The organism is Cohnella sp. GbtcB17 (assembly GCF_019091135.1).
GTDB lineage: Bacteria > Bacillota > Bacilli > Paenibacillales > Paenibacillaceae > Cohnella.
This window is the reverse complement of the sequence record NZ_JAGXJW010000008.1, coordinates 109536-126570: the sequence shown is the minus strand read 5'-3', so window position 1 is coordinate 126570 and position 17035 is coordinate 109536. Positions and strand designations below refer to the sequence as shown.

The 17035-nt window shown below is 62.4% G+C and carries 14 protein-coding genes; 11 read left to right on the top strand and 3 right to left on the bottom strand.

Translation table 11 applies throughout. From position 1 onward, the window contains the following. Positions 1–53: 53 nt before the first annotated feature. The 4 genes from KVT38_RS06440 to KVT38_RS06425 are packed head-to-tail and all read left to right on the top strand — an operon-like array spanning position 54 to position 6644. Complete coding sequence (locus tag KVT38_RS06440) at positions 54–953, top strand: ABC transporter permease (protein ID WP_217592870.1); 900 nt, start codon at positions 54–56, stop codon at positions 951–953. Positions 954–969: 16 nt separating this feature from the next. Further along, positions 970–1851 (top strand): carbohydrate ABC transporter permease, encoded by an 882-nt coding sequence (locus tag KVT38_RS06435; RefSeq protein WP_217592869.1) that lies wholly within the window; start codon positions 970–972, stop codon positions 1849–1851. Next, entirely contained in the window at positions 1852–3339 is a 1488-nt protein-coding gene (locus KVT38_RS06430) for a glycoside hydrolase family 32 protein (RefSeq protein ID WP_217592868.1), read from the top strand. It begins immediately after the preceding gene. A 35-nt stretch (positions 3340–3374) separates the two neighbouring features. Beyond that, the gene (locus KVT38_RS06425; RefSeq protein WP_217592867.1) at positions 3375–6644 is read left to right on the top strand and encodes a DUF6259 domain-containing protein; all 3270 of its coding nucleotides are present in this window, start codon (positions 3375–3377) and stop codon (positions 6642–6644) included. A 420-nt stretch (positions 6645–7064) separates the two neighbouring features. Here KVT38_RS06425 and KVT38_RS06420 read toward each other — a convergent pair whose 3' ends face one another. Together KVT38_RS06420 and KVT38_RS06415 are read right to left on the bottom strand one after the other, a co-directional pair. Beyond that, positions 7065–7958, bottom strand: a complete 894-nt coding sequence (locus tag KVT38_RS06420; RefSeq protein WP_217592866.1) for an SMP-30/gluconolactonase/LRE family protein — start codon at positions 7956–7958, stop codon at positions 7065–7067. A 111-nt stretch (positions 7959–8069) separates the two neighbouring features. Further along, a complete protein-coding gene (locus tag KVT38_RS06415) occupies positions 8070–8699 on the bottom strand; it encodes a GntR family transcriptional regulator (RefSeq protein WP_217592865.1) in 630 nt (209 codons plus the stop codon). Positions 8700–8787: 88 nt separating this feature from the next. Between KVT38_RS06415 and KVT38_RS06410 the strand changes: the two genes are divergently transcribed. The 7 genes from KVT38_RS06410 (at position 8788) to KVT38_RS34680 (ending at position 16143) form a co-directional block, all read left to right on the top strand. Further along, positions 8788–9423, top strand: coding sequence for a GntR family transcriptional regulator (locus KVT38_RS06410; RefSeq protein ID WP_217592864.1), 636 nt, complete (start codon positions 8788–8790; stop codon positions 9421–9423). Positions 9424–9533: 110 nt separating this feature from the next. Next, entirely contained in the window at positions 9534–10685 is a 1152-nt protein-coding gene (locus KVT38_RS06405; RefSeq protein WP_217592863.1) for a mandelate racemase/muconate lactonizing enzyme family protein, read from the top strand. A 13-nt stretch (positions 10686–10698) separates the two neighbouring features. Continuing rightward, on the top strand, positions 10699–11715 hold the full coding sequence (locus KVT38_RS06400) for a galactitol-1-phosphate 5-dehydrogenase (protein WP_217592862.1): 1017 nt from the start codon (positions 10699–10701) through the stop codon (positions 11713–11715). Further along, positions 11712–12554, top strand: a complete 843-nt coding sequence (locus KVT38_RS06395) for a fumarylacetoacetate hydrolase family protein (RefSeq protein WP_217592861.1) — start codon at positions 11712–11714, stop codon at positions 12552–12554. Before KVT38_RS06400 ends, KVT38_RS06395 begins: the two co-directional genes overlap by 4 nt. A 16-nt stretch (positions 12555–12570) precedes the next feature. Further along, the gene (locus KVT38_RS06390) at positions 12571–13338 is read left to right on the top strand and encodes an SDR family NAD(P)-dependent oxidoreductase (RefSeq protein ID WP_217592860.1); all 768 of its coding nucleotides are present in this window, start codon (positions 12571–12573) and stop codon (positions 13336–13338) included. Positions 13339–13921: 583 nt separating this feature from the next. Further along, positions 13922–15076 (top strand): CapA family protein, encoded by a 1155-nt coding sequence (locus KVT38_RS06385; RefSeq protein WP_217592859.1) that lies wholly within the window; start codon positions 13922–13924, stop codon positions 15074–15076. Positions 15077–15222: 146 nt separating this feature from the next. Beyond that, positions 15223–16143: a hypothetical protein gene (locus KVT38_RS34680; RefSeq protein WP_254639039.1), complete on the top strand. Its 921-nt coding sequence runs from the start codon at positions 15223–15225 to the stop codon at positions 16141–16143. A gap of 79 nt (positions 16144–16222) precedes the next feature. Here the strand turns inward: KVT38_RS34680 and KVT38_RS06375 are convergent, their stop codons facing one another. Next, positions 16223–16915, bottom strand: a complete 693-nt coding sequence (locus tag KVT38_RS06375) for a cupin domain-containing protein (RefSeq protein ID WP_217592857.1) — start codon at positions 16913–16915, stop codon at positions 16223–16225. Between the last annotated feature and the right edge of the window lie 120 nt (positions 16916–17035).

Below are 17035 nucleotides of genomic sequence, written 5' to 3'. Positions count from 1 at the left end.
CCCGAATCGGCGTCCGAACGCGCTGAATGAGGAAAAAGGCGGTGAAGTACGAAATGAAAGCGGCAAAGTGGATGCGGGAATTGCCTTTGCACCTGCTGCTCCTGCCCGGTCTCGTCCTGGTGCTCGTCTACAGCTACGTGCCGATGCTGGGCGTCGTGATCGCGTTTCAGAAGTTCGCGATTTTCAGCGGCTGGTTCGGCTCCCCGTGGATCGGGCTGGACAACTTCAGGTTCGTGCTGGATATGCCGAACACCGGCCAGGTCATCTGGAACACGCTGTTTATCGCCTGCATGAAAATTATCGCGGGGCTGTTCGTCCCCATCTTCATTGCGCTGCTGCTTAACGAGGTGACCCGCTCGTTCATCAAGCGCGGCGTGCAGACGCTGATTTACTTGCCCCATTTTCTGTCCTGGGTCATCCTGGGCGGCATTCTGATCGATCTGCTGTCGCCGTCCGAGGGCATCGTGAACGCCATGCTGGGCAAGCTCGGCATCGAGCCGATCTTTTTCCTGGCGGACAATCGCTGGTTCCCGGCCGTGCTGATCCTCTCCGACGTCTGGAAGGAGTTCGGCTTTAGCACGATCGTCTATCTGGCCGCGATCACGAGTGTGAATCCTACGCTGTACGAGGCGGCGGTCATGGACGGGGCGGGACGCTGGAAGCAGACGCGCCACATCACGCTGCCCGGCATGATGCCGATCATCGTGCTCATGGTGACGCTGAGCCTCGGCAACGTGCTGAACGCCGGCTTCGACCAGGTGTTCAACCTGGCCAATCCGCTCGTATACGAGAGCGGAGACATTCTCGACACGATGATCTACCGGATCGCGTTCAACGACGCGCAGTACGGCGTGGCGACGGCCGTCGGCCTGTTCAAGTCCGTCGTATCCTTCCTGCTCATATCGGTCTCCTATTGGCTGGCCTATCGGCTGGCGAACTATCGCATTTTCTAGAGAGGAGAGATTCCGCTTGCATCATATCTCCCCGGCCAGACGAGTGTTTCTTGTGGCGAACGCCGCGTTTCTATGCTTGCTGGCCGTCCTGTGCTTCCTGCCGCTCGTCCACGTCCTCGCGGTGTCGTTCAGCGAGAGCGCGGCGGTCGCCGCCGGGCAGGTCACGTTCTGGCCGGTCGATTTTACGCTCAAGTCGTACGACTTTATCATCAGCAGGCCCGAATTCATGCGCTCCTTCGTCATTACGCTCGAGCGCGTGCTGCTGGGCACCGCCATCAACATGCTGCTGACGATCATGATCGCGTATCCGCTGTCCAAGGACGTAAGGACGTTTCGGATGCGCACGTTTTACGTCTGGATCTTCGTCTTCACGATTCTTTTCGCAGGCGGACTTGTCCCCTGGTACATGACGATCAAGTATACGGGCCTGCTCGATTCGGTGTGGGCGCTCGTCATTCCCGGCGCGGTCCCCGTGTTCAACGTCATCCTGCTGCTGAATTTCTTCCGCGGCCTGCCCAAAGAGCTGGAGGAGTCGTGCTTCATCGACGGCGCCGGCCATCTGCGCACGCTCTGGACGATCTACGTCCCGCTGTCGCTGCCGGGGCTCGCCACCGTCGGCCTGTTCACGATCGTCGGGCACTGGAACGCCTGGTTCGACGGCCTGATTCTGATGAACAAGCCGGAGCATTATCCGTTGTCCTCCTATTTGCAGACGATCATCATTAACTTCGACTTTTCTCACGTGAAGCAGGAGGATTTGTACAAGCTGGAGGCGATCTCGACCCGCACCTCCAAGGCGGCGCAGATTATCGTCGGCGCGCTGCCGATCCTGCTGGCGTATCCGTTTTTGCAAAAATACTTTGTCAAAGGCATCGTGCTGGGGAGCGTGAAGGAGTAAATGAGCGACTTTTTTTACCGGCCGGCGGACGGCGTGCTGGCGGACGTCATCCCGTTCTACGAGGACGGGGAGTTCAAGCTGCTGTATCTGAAGGATTGGCGCGACAAGGAAAACTTCGGCGAAGGGACGCCCTGGTTCCTGCTCGGGACGAAGGACTTCGTGAACTATACCGAATACGGCGAGGTGCTGCCCAGAGGGGGCGAGTCGGCACAGGATCTGTACATTTATACCGGCTGCATCCTCAAGGTCGGCGAGCTTTATCACATTTTTTACACGGGCAACAACTTCCACTATCCCGCCCAGGGCAAGCTTCAGCAGGCGGTCATGCATGCGACGAGCACCGATCTGCTTCACTGGACCAAACATCCGGAGGAAGCCTTCTATGCGCCCGCCGACCGCTACGAGCAGCATGACTGGCGCGATCCGTTCGTCTTCTGGAACGAGGAGGCCGGCGAGTACTGGATGCTGTTGGCCGCGCGGCTGAAGGAGGGGCCGAGCCGGAGGCGGGGCTGCGTCGCGCTGTGCGCCTCGAAGGATCTGAGCGGCTGGGAGGTGCGCGAGCCGTTCTGGGCGCCGTCGCTGTATACGACGCACGAATGCCCGGATTTGTTCCGGATGGGGGACTGGTGGTATCTCGTGTACTCGACGTTTTCCGACCGCACCGTCACGCACTACCGGATGAGCAGGTCGCTGTCGGGTCCCTGGCTGGCGCCGGAGAACGACACGTTCGACAACCGGGCGTTCTATGCGGCGAAAACGTGGACCGACGGCGAGCGGCGCTATGCGTTCGGCTGGAATCCGACGCGGGAGGGTGAGCACGACGAAGGCACCTGGCAGTGGGGCGGAAATTTGGTCGTGCACGAGCTCGCACAGCAGGCTGACGGCTCGTTGATTGTGCGGATGCCGGAGACCGTGCGGGCGGCGATGTCGCGGCCGGCGGAGATTGCGCTGCGGGAGTCCGCGGGCAACTGGCGGATTGGCGGGGGAAGCGGGGGCGCGAGCGCGACATCGATTCGAGCGGCGGATGCAGGCGAGAGCGATGAAGCTGCGGGTGTATGCACCGCGGCCGCTGAAGCTCCGGATTCGTTCGCGGCTGCCGCTTCATCGTCGCTGCCGTCCCGATGCAGGCTGTCGGTGAGCGTGACCTTCGGGGCGGACACGCGCGGCTGCGGCGTGCTGCTGCGGACGGACGAAGCGCTCGACCGGGGCTATATGATCCGCCTCGAACCGGGACGGCAGCGACTTGTTTTCGATCGCTGGCCGAGAAAGGGAGACGTTCCCTTCGAGGTCGGTCTCGAGCGGCCCGTCGCGTTGACGCCGGGCGTCGTCAGCCGGCTCGACATCGTGATCGACGGCACGGTTTGCGAGGTGTACGTGGACGACAAGGTCGCGATGAGCGCGCGGCTGTACGATCACCGAGAGGGGGGATGGGGGCTCTTCGTCAGCGAAGGCAGCGCAAGCTTCGAAGCCGTATTGCTTGAACCGTAAGGCACGGAAAGCAACGATCGGAAGGGGATGCGACGATGAACGCGAGTTGGCGCGGGAAGTGGAGAAAGACGATGATGACGGGGCTTGCCGCCGTCATGGTTTGGGGAGGCGCGCTAGCCGGCGGCGATTCGGCTGCGGCCGAAGGTCCGGCCGTGACCTTGAACGCCTCGACAGGCGCGCTGAATTTTACCTACGGCACGGTGACGCTGGCCAAGGGAAGCGGCCCGGCGCTAACCGGCATCCGGCACCGGACGCTGGGCGGCGGCAGCGGCTTGTGGAACGACACGGCCGTCTCCGCCTCGACTGTCAAGAAAGGGCATACGACCTACGCACAGACTTGGGGCAGCGGCCAGAGCCTGGCCGAGCTCGAGACGACCGTGGCGACCAAGTACGACGGCACGCTCACGATCAGTCAGAACGCCGATACGCAGGCGGGCGGCATCTCGGGCGTGCAGTGGGGAATGGTCGTGCCCGATACTTACGATCTGATCCTCCCGGTGCTGGGCGGCATCCGGCTGACGGCAGAATCGCCGGACGCGGCGTACGGCTTCCAGCAGTTCGATTACCCCAACATCTGGGAAGCGCAGATGTTCATCATCCAGGGCAGCGGCGGCGGCATGCTTGTTCACGGCGACGACGACGCCCGGTTTTTCAAGTCGCTGCATGTGAAGCATGAGAACGGCAACTTTTACGTCGGTGTGGAGACATATGCGCCCGCGCCGTTCGCCCAGGTGCGCAAGGCCGTGTCCACCGGCTGGCGGCTGAAGGCCTATACGGGAGACTGGGTGAACGGGGCTACACTGTACCGGACCTGGGCGGACAAAAAGTTCGACCTGTCCAAGCTGTCCAAGCTGCAGCCGGCGTGGGCCAAGGACGTACAGTTCACCGTGCTGACAGATCTCGAGGACGCGCAGACGCTGAATGTGCTGGCGCAGGAGGTGGAGCCGTCGCAGACGCTGCTCGTCGTGCCCGGCTGGCGCGAGGACCCGTACGACGTCGACTTCCCGGACTACACGCCGAAGGCCGATATCGCGGCCAAGATTCAGGCGGCGCAGGCGCTCGGCTTCAAGGTCATGCTGTATGTCAACATTTTCGGCGTCGATCCGAACAATCCGGCATTTGCGGCCATGCAGCCGTACCAGGTCAAGGATCCCTTTTCGCTGCAGCCCGTTTTCTCCGAATACACCGCGGGCTCGAGTCACATCAAGTTTGCGCAGATCAATCCGGCTTCGCAGGCGTGGCGGACGCTGTTCGTCGGCAAAATGGTGCAGCTCGTCCAGTCGCTCCATCCGGACGGCATTCATCTCGACCAGTCGCTGCTCATGTATAACGATGCCAACGGCACGATCGACGGGCGCAATATGCTGCAGGGCAACATCGCGCTGCACCGCGAGCTGAGAGAGCAGCTGCCTACTAATGTAGCGCTAGGCGGCGAGAGCCTGAACGAGATCACGACCCGATACGAGTCGTTCGCGCAGCGGCACGCGTACGGCATTTTCTCTCAGACCGGCACCTGGGACGACAGCAAGATCGAACAGGTCGTGCCGGCGAGCTCGGCCATCTTCGCGCCTTATACGACCAGTTACGGACACCCCGATCATGCGAATCCGCTGACCGAGGACTATTTTATCGCCTGGCACAAGGTCGTCCAGAACCGGCTAGGCGCCGTTCCGATGCTGACCCGGCCGACCTACGCGCAAGTCGCGAACCCGTCGCCGCTGATGGCGCAGCTGTTCGCGGAGGCGCGCTGGTACCAGGACAACAAGCCGCAGCTCGACTTCAGCCAGTGGAACGGCGATTCGCTGTTCACCTTCAAGACGGCAAGCGGAAAGTCGGCCAAGTACGAGCGGGATGCCTACGGGGAAAAGCTGACCGCTTACGGGGCCGGGGGCTCGGGCGGGGACGTCGGCGTGCTGCGCTACTTGTACGGCTCGGACAGCGTGACGCTGCCGGGACGGATCCCGGGCTGGTATCTGTATGACAGTGATGAGCTGTTCGGTCTCAACCCAGATAAGACTTATTTGTATCTTGATCTGCCGCGCGATCAGACGGCTTTCCATATCGACGGGATGCCCGCAGACGTCAGGATGAAGTCGGTGGCCGTCCATACGAATCATACCGTGCTCTCTCTGCAGGACTTGCAGCAGCCGGCGAGCGTCGACTTCATGAATTACGCCGGTCCGATTCGCGCGGGCGAGAAGCTCGCCGACGGTACCGTGCACCAGACGGCGACTTCTTTTTCCTCGACGAACGGATTCTCGTATTCGTTCGCGCAGGGCGGGACCGTGCAGCATTGGGGCGATCGCATCCTCGCGCATCCGCCGTACTCAGGCGTGTGGCAGGGCGGGCATACGTGGCTCGAGTTCGACGTGACGCTGCCGGCGGACCGTACGCCGACGTTCGAGACGGGCGTCCAGCTCGGCTCGGAGGCGAACGTGGCGAGCAGCGACGGCGTGACGTTTAAGGTGTATGCCTGGGAAAAGGCTGCGCCTGCCGCCACGCGTCCGGTGCTGAGCGCGGAGCAGTTCAGCCACAGCGCGACGCCGACGCCGGTATCGCTGGATCTGTCGTCGTTCAAGGGCAAGGAAGTCACGATCCGCATGGAGACGCATCCCGGCACGACGGTCGACAACGACTCCGCCGTCTGGGTGGCGCCGCATGTTGCGCTGGCACAGACGGGCGCTGCTCGCAGTGTGGATCTGACGCTCGTCAGCCCGCGTCCGCTCGCGTCGGTGGCTTCGGCGTCCGGACTGGCGACGTATACGTCGCTTGGCACGAACCGCTACAAGGTCACGGCGCCTGCGACCGATCAAGTGTATCTGATCTACAGCACGGGCGGTGCCGTGACGTTGCCGCTGTCGCTGTCCGCGCAGCCGTTCGATTCGAGCCTGCAGTTCGAGGACGGTACGACGGCGCCGCCGCAGGATCCGTTCGGCGGCAAGGCGGGCACCGGCGCCGTGCTGGGCGTGCAGAAGCAGGGGCTCGACGCGCATCCGCCGCAGCGCGGGCAGACGCGCATCGACTACGTCGTGACGCTGCCGGCGGGCGGCGCTAAGCTGACCGGCTTCGCGGGTATCAAGGACGGCGCGGAGGACTCGCAGGGTGTCGGCTTCCGCGTCGCCGTCAACGGCAGCGAGCTGTGGTCGGACGATCTGCAGCCCGGCGGCGCGTGGACGCCGTTCAGCGTCTCCCTTTCCGCCTATGCGGGCAAAACCGTCGTCATCACCTTGATTACCGACTCGCTAGGGGATTATGGCTACGATTGGGCGTTCTGGGGAGAGCCGAAGCTGGAGGCGCTGCCTTAAACGCACATTAGGTGAGTAGGTAACTTTGAGAAATAGCAAGACGATGAGCCGCGCGGAGGACCGTGCGGCTTATTGGCGTGCGCAATGGGGGAGGAGTCGGGGCGCGGAGCAGAGCGTGTGGAGCCGATAGAGGAACTTTCTTCCGCTATCGGCTCCGAGGTAGTTGGTTTGGGAGCCGATAGAGGAACTTTCTTCCGCTATCGGCCCCGAGGTAGCTGGTTTGTGAGTCGATAGAGGAACTTTCTTCCGCTATCGGCCCCGGGTAGCTGGTTTGTGAGTCGATAGAGGAACTTTCTTCCTCTTTCGGCTCCGAGGTAGTTGGTTTGGGTGCAGTAGCGGAACTTTTTCCGCTATCCGCTCCGAGGTAGTGGGATGCGCAACAGCTAGCGGACATTTTGTCGATATCGTGGCACCCGCCGGTTAGCCAAAATACGGGTTAGTCGGCAGTCCCCGCACGCCGACCTCGGCGCAGAAGAGCCCGCCCGCGTGCGGCTGCTCAGCCAGCTCGGCTTCGCCGAGGCCGGCGCGCGCCGTCGTGATGTACAGCCGGTCCAGCCGCTCGCCGCCGAAAGCGCAGGAGGTCACCTGCGAGGCGGGCACCGGCACGGACAGCAGCTTCTCGCCGGTCGCCGGATTCCACCGAGACACCTGCCAGCCGCCCCAATGGGCAATCCACAGCATGCCCTCGGCATCGATGGTCATGCCGTCGGGCGAGCCCTCGTCCGTCGGCACCTCGACGACTACGCGGCGATTCGCGACGGCGCCCGACGCCGTGTCGTAGTCGAAGGCGACCACGCGCTGCGTCGGCGTGTCGATATAATACAACGTGGCGCCGTCGCCGGACCAGGCCAGTCCGTTCGAGATGCCGACGTCTTGGACAAGCGTCGCGACGGCATGTCCGGCGTCCAGGCTGTACAGCGCGCCGCGGCCCGGCTCGTCGTTCATCGACATCGTGCCCGCCAGGTAGCGTCCGGCGGGATCGCATTTGCCGTCGTTGAACCGGTTGCCGGGCACGGACGCTTCAACCTCCGCGAGCCGCGTCAGTCCTCCGCCGGCCGAATCGCAGACGTAGAAGCCGTCCTGCAGCGTGAGCGCGAACCCGCCCGAGCGCCGCGGCACGATGGAGCTGACATAGGGCGCCAGCTCCATCGCGCCGTCGCCGGCCGGCTCCTGCGGATGATGAATATGTACGCGGTGGGACAAAATGTCGACCCAGTACAGCTTTCCGTCGCGCGCGTCCCATACGGGGCCTTCGCCCAACCGGGCTTGCGCGTCGCTGACGAGCTCGACCGTTATTTTCGCATCTGCGGTCATCGTCTCCAACCTCCATGAACAAATGATTGCTTGCGCTTAACTTAACATGCATGCCGCGCCGCGCTCAAGCCGCAATATACGTGTTTCTAAAAAAAGATTCGCCCGAACGCGCTACCGCCACGTCAGCTTGAGCATATGCACGTAGTCGAGCAGCGCCATCCGAAACGGCTCCGGGCCGGCAGCGACCGCCTCGATCAGCTTCGCGACCTGCACGCGGGTCCGGACGGCATGAGGCGCCTGCCACCGCGCCACGTTGCGATGCCAGAACAGGCGGGAAGCGTACGTTTGAAAGGCTTTGGCCATCTCGCTATTGTTGCAGCGCAGGATCAGTCCGTTCAGCAGCTCGTATTCGAACGCGGCCAAGGCGCCGCAGTCCTCAGGCTCGCCGCCGCTCAAGGCGCGGTACGTATCCATCATGCCGTGCGACCACGCCCGCAGCGTATCCTGTTCGGCAGGAGACGCGGCGCCGACGGCGAACAACGCCATCGAGGCGATCAGCTCGAGCAGATCCCCGACGCGCTGCGACGAGGAGTCGAGGATCAGCACGCCGTGCTTGGAGGCGATTCGCACATAGCCTTCGAGCTCGAGCTGCTGCAGCGCGGCGCGGACCGGCGTACGGCTCATGTCGAGCCGGCGACCGAGCCGAATCTCCGACGTGACCGAGCCCATCGGGCATTCTCCGGTCTCGATCATGTCCAGGATGCGGGCGTAAGCTTGTTGGCGCAGGGTCGGTTTGCCCATACTTCAAGTCCTTCTCTCTCGCGAGATTCGATGAATCGAGTATGATAATCATAGAACATGCGCCATCGGAAAGGAAGATCGAGAGACGATGCCCGAGATTGGTACGACTTTAAGGGACGCGGCTTTTCGGCAAATCAAAGAGCGGATCGTGCAGGGCGACTGGGGCGGAGGGACGTTCCTGTCCGAGCGGAGGCTCAGTGAGACGCTGCAGATGAGCAAGACGCCGATTCGGTCGGCACTGGACCGGCTGGAGATGATGGGACTGGTGAAGCTGATGCCGAATCAGGGCTTTGTCGTACAGGAGATTTCACTGAAGAAGATTATGGACATCTATGAGCTGCGGCTCTCGCTCGAGACGTTCGCGGTCGTCAGGCTGACGGGCAACATGGACAGCGCTTTTTTCGACAGACTGGGCGAAAATCTGGACAAGCAGGCGGAAGCGGCGGGGCGCGAGGACATCGTCGGCTATGTCGAGCTGGACCGGCAGTTCCACGAGGCGATCATCGCCGGGCTGGCCAACGAAGAATACGCGGACGCGATGTCCCGTATTCAGGACAAGTTTCTGATGGCCGTGCGAACGACGTTTTACAAAAACAAAAGCCGGCTGTGGGGCAGTCTGGAGGAGCATCGCCGCATTCGGGACGCGCTGGCCGGCGACGACCCGTCGCTCAGCGAACGACTGATTCGCGACCATATCGAATTCGTGAAGCAGATCATGCTCTGAAGCTCTGAAGTGCCGAAGCGCTCGCTGATGTATACAAGTGCGACATCTTGAGCGTCTAATTTGGCCGTGCTACGTTTAACTCATCCTTTTGAAGGCGGAGGTTATGCGGCATGAAGATTACGGACGTGCGCACTTATATCGTGGGGAATCCGTGGAAAAACTGGCTGTTCGTGCAACTGGATACGGACGAGGGCTTAACCGGCTTGGGCGAAGGGACGCTCAACGGGCTGGCCAAAACGGTCGAAGCCGCGATCCACGAGCTGAAGCATCTCGTGCTCGGCATGGATCCGTTCGACGTGGAGACGATCTCGCTCAAGCTGATTCGCGACGTCTATTCGGACGGCGGACAGGTGCAGGGCTCCGCGCTGGCGGCTATCGAGACCGCGTGCTGGGACATCATGGGCAAGGCGACCGGACAGCCCGTCTACAAGCTGCTCGGCGGCAGGTGCCACGACAAGCTGCGCTGCTACGCGAACGGCTGGTACCGGGGCGGCAACGACGAGGAGAGCTTCTACAACCAGGCGAAGGAAGTCGTCGCAAAAGGCTACACGGCGCTGAAGTTCGATCCGTTCGGCGCGGCCTGGCGCACCGTCGATCGGGCGGATTTTACAAATGCCGTTCGCAACATCGCCGCCGTCCGCCAGGCGGTCGGACCCGACGTCGATATCCTCATCGAGGGGCACAACCGATTCAGCGTGCATACCGCCCTTCAGTTCGCGGAAGCGATGGCGCCCTACAGCCCGACCTGGTTCGAAGCGCCGGTGCCGCCGTCCCGCGTCTCGTCGGTCGTCGAAGTGGCGAAGCGCAGTCCGGTGCCGATCGCATGCGGCGAGGACTACTACAACCGCGAGCAGTTCGCCGAGCTGCTGAAGCATGATGCCGTGCACATTATCCAGCTCGAGCCGCAATTCCTCGGCCTGACCGCCTCCAAGCAGATCGCTGGCATGGTCCACGCGCACAACGGCGTCACCGCACCGCACAGCGCCCAGGGCCCGATCTGCTCGATCGTCTGCTCCCACCTCAACATGGCGACGCCGAACTTCTTCATTCACGAGATTTTCGACGACTTCAACCATTCGTGGGCCCAGGATATTTTCAGCCCGCCGTTCAAGGTCGTGGACGGGTATCTCCAGCCGCCCGAACGGCCGGGCCTCGGCGTCGAGTTCAACTTGGAGGAAGCGGCCAAGTATCCGTACGCGCCGGGTCACTGGCTGCCGCTGTTCAAGCAGGGCTGGGAGAAGCGGGAGCCGGTCGAATCGTGAGGAGGAAACGGACATGAAGGCGTTAGTCTACGAGGGACCGCGCACGATGAATATGAGGGAAGTCCCGCGACCGGCGCTGCAGCCGGACGAGGTGCTCGTGCGCGTGTCGCACGCGGGCATTTGCGGCTCCGAGCTGGGCGGATATCTCGGACACAATTCGTTGCGCAAGCCGCCGCTGATCATGGGGCACGAGTTCGCGGGCACGATCGCGGAGGTCGGCGAGCAAGTGAGCGGCTTGGCTGCCGGCGATCGCGTAACGGCGAATCCGCTCGTCACCTGCGGCGAATGCGGGTATTGCCTGAACGGGGCGTCGCAGCTGTGCGGCGCCCGCCGGCTGCTCGGCGCGCACCGGCCGGGTGCGTTTGCCGAATTCGTAGCGGTGCCCGCGCGAAATGCGTACCGGCTGGACGACCATGTCTCGTTCGCCGAGGGCGCGCTCGCCGAGCCGTACGCCTGCGCGATCCATGTCTGCCGGCTGCTCGCGCTCGCGCCGACGGACCGGCTGCTCATCTACGGCGCGGGTCCGATCGGGCTGTTCGCGCTCCAGGCGGCGGCCGCTTATGGCATTCGCGATGCGGTCGTCGTCGACCTGAACGCGTCGCGGCTTGAGATCGCCCGGGAGCTCGGCGGCATCGCGGTGTCGAGCCTGGACGAACTGCCGGGCGGCATCGGCGAAGGCTTCGACGCGGTCATCGGCGCCGTCGGCGCGGAGGCGACGCGGCAGCGGAGCGCGGCGGCCGCGCGGCCGGGCGGGACGGTCGTCTTCACCGGTCTGCACGAAGCGGACAGCCGTCTGCCGGTCAACGACATGATCCGCGCCGAGATCGGCACGAAGGGTGCGTTCGCCTACTCGTGCGACGACTTCGAGACGGCGCTGCGCTGGATCGGGCAGGGGCGGATCAACCTGCTGCCCTGGACGGAGACGACGCCGCTTGGCGAGGGCGGCGCCGCCTTCGAGAAGCTGATCGGCGGACCGGGCAAAATCGCGAAGATTTTTCTAACGTTAGAACAGGAGGCGCAGCTTGGATGAAGCTCGTGCAATTTTACGATAGGCAGGATGAAACGCGCAAAATACAGGTAGGCGTCCTCAGGGGCGAGGATGAGGTCGGTGCCTTGAACGCGAAGGGGACGATGCGGGACGTCATCGAGGCGGGAGACGTTCGGGCGCTTGAGGAAGGAACGGTTTACCGGCTTTCGGACGTGAAACTGCTGTCGCCGCTCACCGATCCGGAGAAGATCGTCTGCATCGGGCTGAACTATCACGACCACGTGATCGAGTCCAACATGCAGGTGCCGAAGGTACCGGTTCTGTTTCCTAAATACAACAATTGCCTGACCGGGCATGAGGACGAAGTGGCCATACCTGCCGAAGTGACGCAGTGCGACTACGAGGTGGAGCTGGCGGTCGTTATCGGCAAGACGGCCAAGCGCGTACCGCTTGAATCCGCCATGGAGTACGTGTTCGGCTATACGGTGCTGAACGACGTGAGTGCGCGGGATATTCAGCTGAACGAGCCCCAATGGACGCGCGGCAAGGCGATCGACGGTTTCGCGCCGACGGGTCCTTGGATTGTGACCGCCGACGAGATCGCCGGTCCGGGCAAGCTCGGCATCTCGCTCAAGCTGAACGGAGAGACGATGCAGGATTCGAATACGAAGGAGCTTATTTTCGATGTTCCGTACCTCGTTTCTTTTCTCTCGAACACGATGACGCTTCGGCCGGGGGACATCATCAGCACGGGGACGCCGCCGGGTGTCGGCATGGGGAAGAAGCCGCAGGTGTGGCTGAAGCCGGGCGATGTCGTCGAGGCGACGGTCGAAGGGATCGGCACGCTGCGCAATACGTTCGTGTCCGAGCGAATCCGATGAGCGGCGAGGTGCGGCGATGAGCTGGGAAAATAAAGTCGTAATCGTCACGGGCGGCGGAGGCGGCATCGGACGCGCGGTCGCGATGCGGTTCGCGGGCTCCGGCGCTTCGGTCGTCGCGGTCGGACGCACGCTGGCGAAGGTGCAGGACGTCGCCGACGAGATCGTCGCGGCGGGCGGACGCGCGGTCGCGATGGCCGCCGACGTTTCGTCCGAGGCGGATGTGACGCGTGTCATTCGGGATGCGCGGGAAGCGTTCGGCCGGATCGACGTCATGGTCAACAACGCGGCGGTATGCCCGCAGGTCCGGCTGACCGACATGAGCCTGGACCAGTGGAACGGCGTCATTACGAACAATCTCACGTCAGTCTTCCTGTTTTGCCGGGGCGTCGTACCGGTCATGCTGGAGCAGGGCGGGGGCGTGATCGTCAACGTCAGTTCGGTGCACGCGCTCGCGACGTTGGACGGCTACTCGGCCTACGCGGCGTCGAAGGCGGGCATCGCGGGGCTCACGCGGGCGATCGCGCTCGACTTCGCGAAGCAGAACATCCGCGCCAATACGGTGCTGCCGGGCGCGGTGCGGACGCCGATGCTCGAGAGCAGCGTCAAAAATCTCGATACGCCGCGGGACGAGATCATGAAGCAGTGGGACGAGTCGCAGCCGATCGGCCGCGTCGGGCAGCCGGAGGAGATCGCGTCCGTCGTCATGTTCGCGGCCAGCCCCGACAACTCGTTCATGACGGGCGCCACGCTGGTCGCCGACGGCGGCATGACGGTGGAGCTGTAGTCGCGAGCATAGCGCAATTTTGCGCTATCGTTGAGCCTGAAGCGAGCGGGCGGCGGTCGGCGGCTGAAGTGCGTGCATGCGAGCATAGCGCACTTTTGCGCTATGATTGAGCCTGAAGCGGGCGGGCGGCGGTCGACAGAAGTGCGCGCAAGCCATCATAGCGCAATTTTGCGCTATGATTGAGCCTGAAGCGAGCGGGCAGCGGGCGACTGAGTGCGTGCAAGCGAGCATAGCGCAATTTTGCGCTATGATTGAGCCTGAAGCGAGTGGGCAGCGGGCGACTGAAGTGCGTGCAAGCGAGGATAGCGCACTTTTGAGCTATGATTGAGCCTGAAGCGAGTGGGCAGCGGGCGACTGAAGTGCGTGCAAGCGAGCATAGCGCACTTTTGAGCTATGATTGAGCCTGAAGCGAGTGGGCAGCATGTGTGTGCATGCGGGCAAACGGGACGAAGCGGGAAATTCCTAGCTTCGTCCCATTTGCGTTTTGTAGCGTCTAATTGTTTACCGGATGGATACAATCTTTCTGCATTTTTGAAATATCTCGCAGATACATTGATAGAAAATGATTGCGAGGTGATCGACTTTGAAACGTTGGCGCAGACCCTTAGGCCTATTGGCCGTCGCCGCGGCGCTGGGCGGATGCGGTGCGCAGCCGCCTGGCGGCTCGGCGGCCCAGCACGTAGGCGCTCCCCATACGCCGCCAGCATCGCACGCCGGTGCGCCGATCTCCCAGGCCGTCTCTCAGACCGGCAACTCGGCCGGCGAAGCGATGCCAATTCCGCTGTCGGTTAAGCAGACGAAGCCGATCGAGATGGTTTTCGCGGGCGATACGATGATGGACGGCAGCGTCAAGGACGCGATTCGCCGGCATGGCGCCGATTATCCGTTCACTCAGATCAAGGCCGAGGTGAGCGCCGCCGATTACGCCGTGCTTAATCTGGAGACGTCCGTCACGGAGGCGGCGGACAAGGACCGGAATCAGCGTTTTAACTTCAAGTCGGAGGCCGGATCGCTGGACGGTATCAAGCATGCGGGCTTCGATATGGTATCGCTCGGCAACAACCATGTGCTCGATTATAAGGAGAAGGGGCTGCGAGACACGCTCAAAAACGTCGAGAAAGCGGGCTTGCGTCATGTCGGCGCGGGCCTCGACGAGGAGGAGGCGTATCGCTTCGAGACCGTTCGGCTGAACGGTGCTACGGTGAAGATCGGCGCGGTGACGCGTTTCATGCCGACGACCGCCTGGAAGGCGACCGACAAGAAGCCCGGCGTCGCCAGCGCTTATGAGCCGGAGAAGATTCTGAAGGCGATTCGCGCCGCGAGCAAGGAGGCGGATTATGTCCTTGTTTTTATCCATTGGGGCGTTGAAAATACGACTTCTCCGCAGCCCTGGCAGCGCAAGCTGGCGGCGGATATGCTCGACGCGGGCGCCAGCGCGGTCGTCGGCAGCCATCCGCATGTGCTGCAAGGCTTCGAGTTTCATAAGGGCAAACCGATCGCGTACTCCATCGGCAACTTCCTTTTTCCCGATTATGTCAAAGGAAAGAAGGCGGACACGGGCCTGCTCAAGCTTACGCTGGACAAAGGGCAGGTCGGCATTTCCTTTCGTCCGCTCTCTATCCGGAACAACCGGATCGTGAAGCGGGATGCGGCGTACGAGACCGCGCAGCTCGAATATTTGGAGGACTTGTCTTACCGCGTAGAGCTGCACGACCAGGCGTTTTTCCAGCAAAAATAATCGCGCAACGGCGCCGGTGCAGGACCTCCGGCGGATAACCGGAACCGCTTCCGGTCCGGCCGCGAACTCATCTCAAGACCGTTTCGGCATGCCAGTCCTTTCCAGTAAAGTGAGGATACCAACTCACGGGAAGGGAAGCGGCGGCTATGCAAAGGGACACGGTATATGGGGCGACGCAGGGAAGACGATTGTTCGAAGGCGAGAAGGGGCTGGTCTTGACTGGCCTTCTCGGATTTATGCTAGCGGCGGTGTGCGGCATCTGGACGCTGATTAACGGAGGCGAGGTCGCGCCGGGAGGCGACGTCTCGAAGGCGTTCTCGTTCGATGCGGCGCTGGGCATTTTTCTGCTGTCGACAGCGGCGATTCTGCCGCTGTCGGCCTTGGGCGAACGAAGCCGGTTTTGGTTCAGAAGGGTTTATATCGGTCTCGCTCTTTATTCCTACGGCGCGGAGACGATTCAAAATTTCCGCGGCGTCAATCCGAGATTCGTCGATAGCGATGCCGCTTTTGATCAAGCGGTCGGCAACATTTTCACGTTCGTCGCGTTATTTCTCGTGCTATTCTACCTGTACTTGGGCATTCAATTTTTTCGGTCGAGCGTTTACAAGCTGCGTCCGGAGATGGCGCTCAGCGTTCGTTACGCTATGATCGCCGTTACCGTCTCGTTCGCGGCCGGCATCTGGATCTCGGCCAACCAGGGCCGCTTCACCGGCGCGGAAGGCAACATCATCTGGCTGCACGGACTCGGCTTTCATGCGCTTCAAGCCGTGCCGCTCGTCGCATGGCTCGTCCTTCGTACCGACGCGAACGCCCGGGCGCGGCGCGCCTTAATCCATATCGCCGGCAGCGCGTATCTGCTCGGCCTGGCCGCGATCGGCTGGCAGACGGCGAACGGCCAGGCGCTGCTGTCGTGGTCGCCGCTTCCGATCGCAGCAGCCGTCTGCTTCGCGATCTCGTTGGCGGCCGGAGCGGTCGCCCTGCGCCGGGTCGTGCGCGGACCGCTCTCTACTCGACGCCGCGCGCCGCAGACCGATACTTCCCCGGCGACATCCCGGTCGTCTTTTTGAACAAGTTCTGAAAGTACGTCTCGCTCTTGTACCCGACCTTCTCGGCGATCTCCGCCATCGCCAGCCGCGTCGACGCCAGCTACTGCTTGGCCACCTCGATGCGGTTCCCGATTAAGTACTGGATCGGACTCATGCCGGTCTCCGCCTTGAACACGTGGATAAAATGATACGGATTCGTATAGGTGAGGTTGGCCAGCGACTCGAGCGTCACGTCGAACGGATAATTTTCCTCCATATAGCGCCTCGCCAGGTGAACGGTTTCCTTGTGCGGGCGCTTTTTCACTTGGTCCGCCTCCGAATAATGCAGCAGGCGCGCGAGCTTGCCCGTCAGCGCGTGAAGCAGTCCGTTCGCGATGAAGGCGGATTCGGGCAGCGGGCTGCTCCATTCCTCGATCATGTCGACGAACAGCTTCTTCACCGGCAAAAAGTGTTCGCCGAGCTCCAGCATGGCCGGCTGGGCGGCGCTCGACAGGCAGTCGGCCGGCATGCCTTGCAGCTGCAGGCCCGCATACGCGACGTAGACAGCGGCAAACTTGTCGCTGATCGATCGTTCCTCATGCCAGATGCCCCGATTGTACATGAGCAGGCTGCCCGCTTTGGCGCGGTAGAGCCTGCCGTCCACGCGAAATTCCCCTTCGCCCTCCGTGATCAGGAAGATCTCGCCGTTCAACTCGTGCTGGTGAAGGGGGAAGTAGAAGGGCGCGTCCTTGCTGCCATAGATAAGCGACCCGCTCAGAATCTCCGGCGTCCCGGCAACGATCGAATGCCGCATGATCATTTCTCCTCCGAATCCCAATTTTCAATAGCCAAATCCCGCAACTCTCCGCATTGTCCCTTGATCTGTCTGTATTGTAGATTATAAGCGACAAGACAATCAACAGCGCTTTCACAA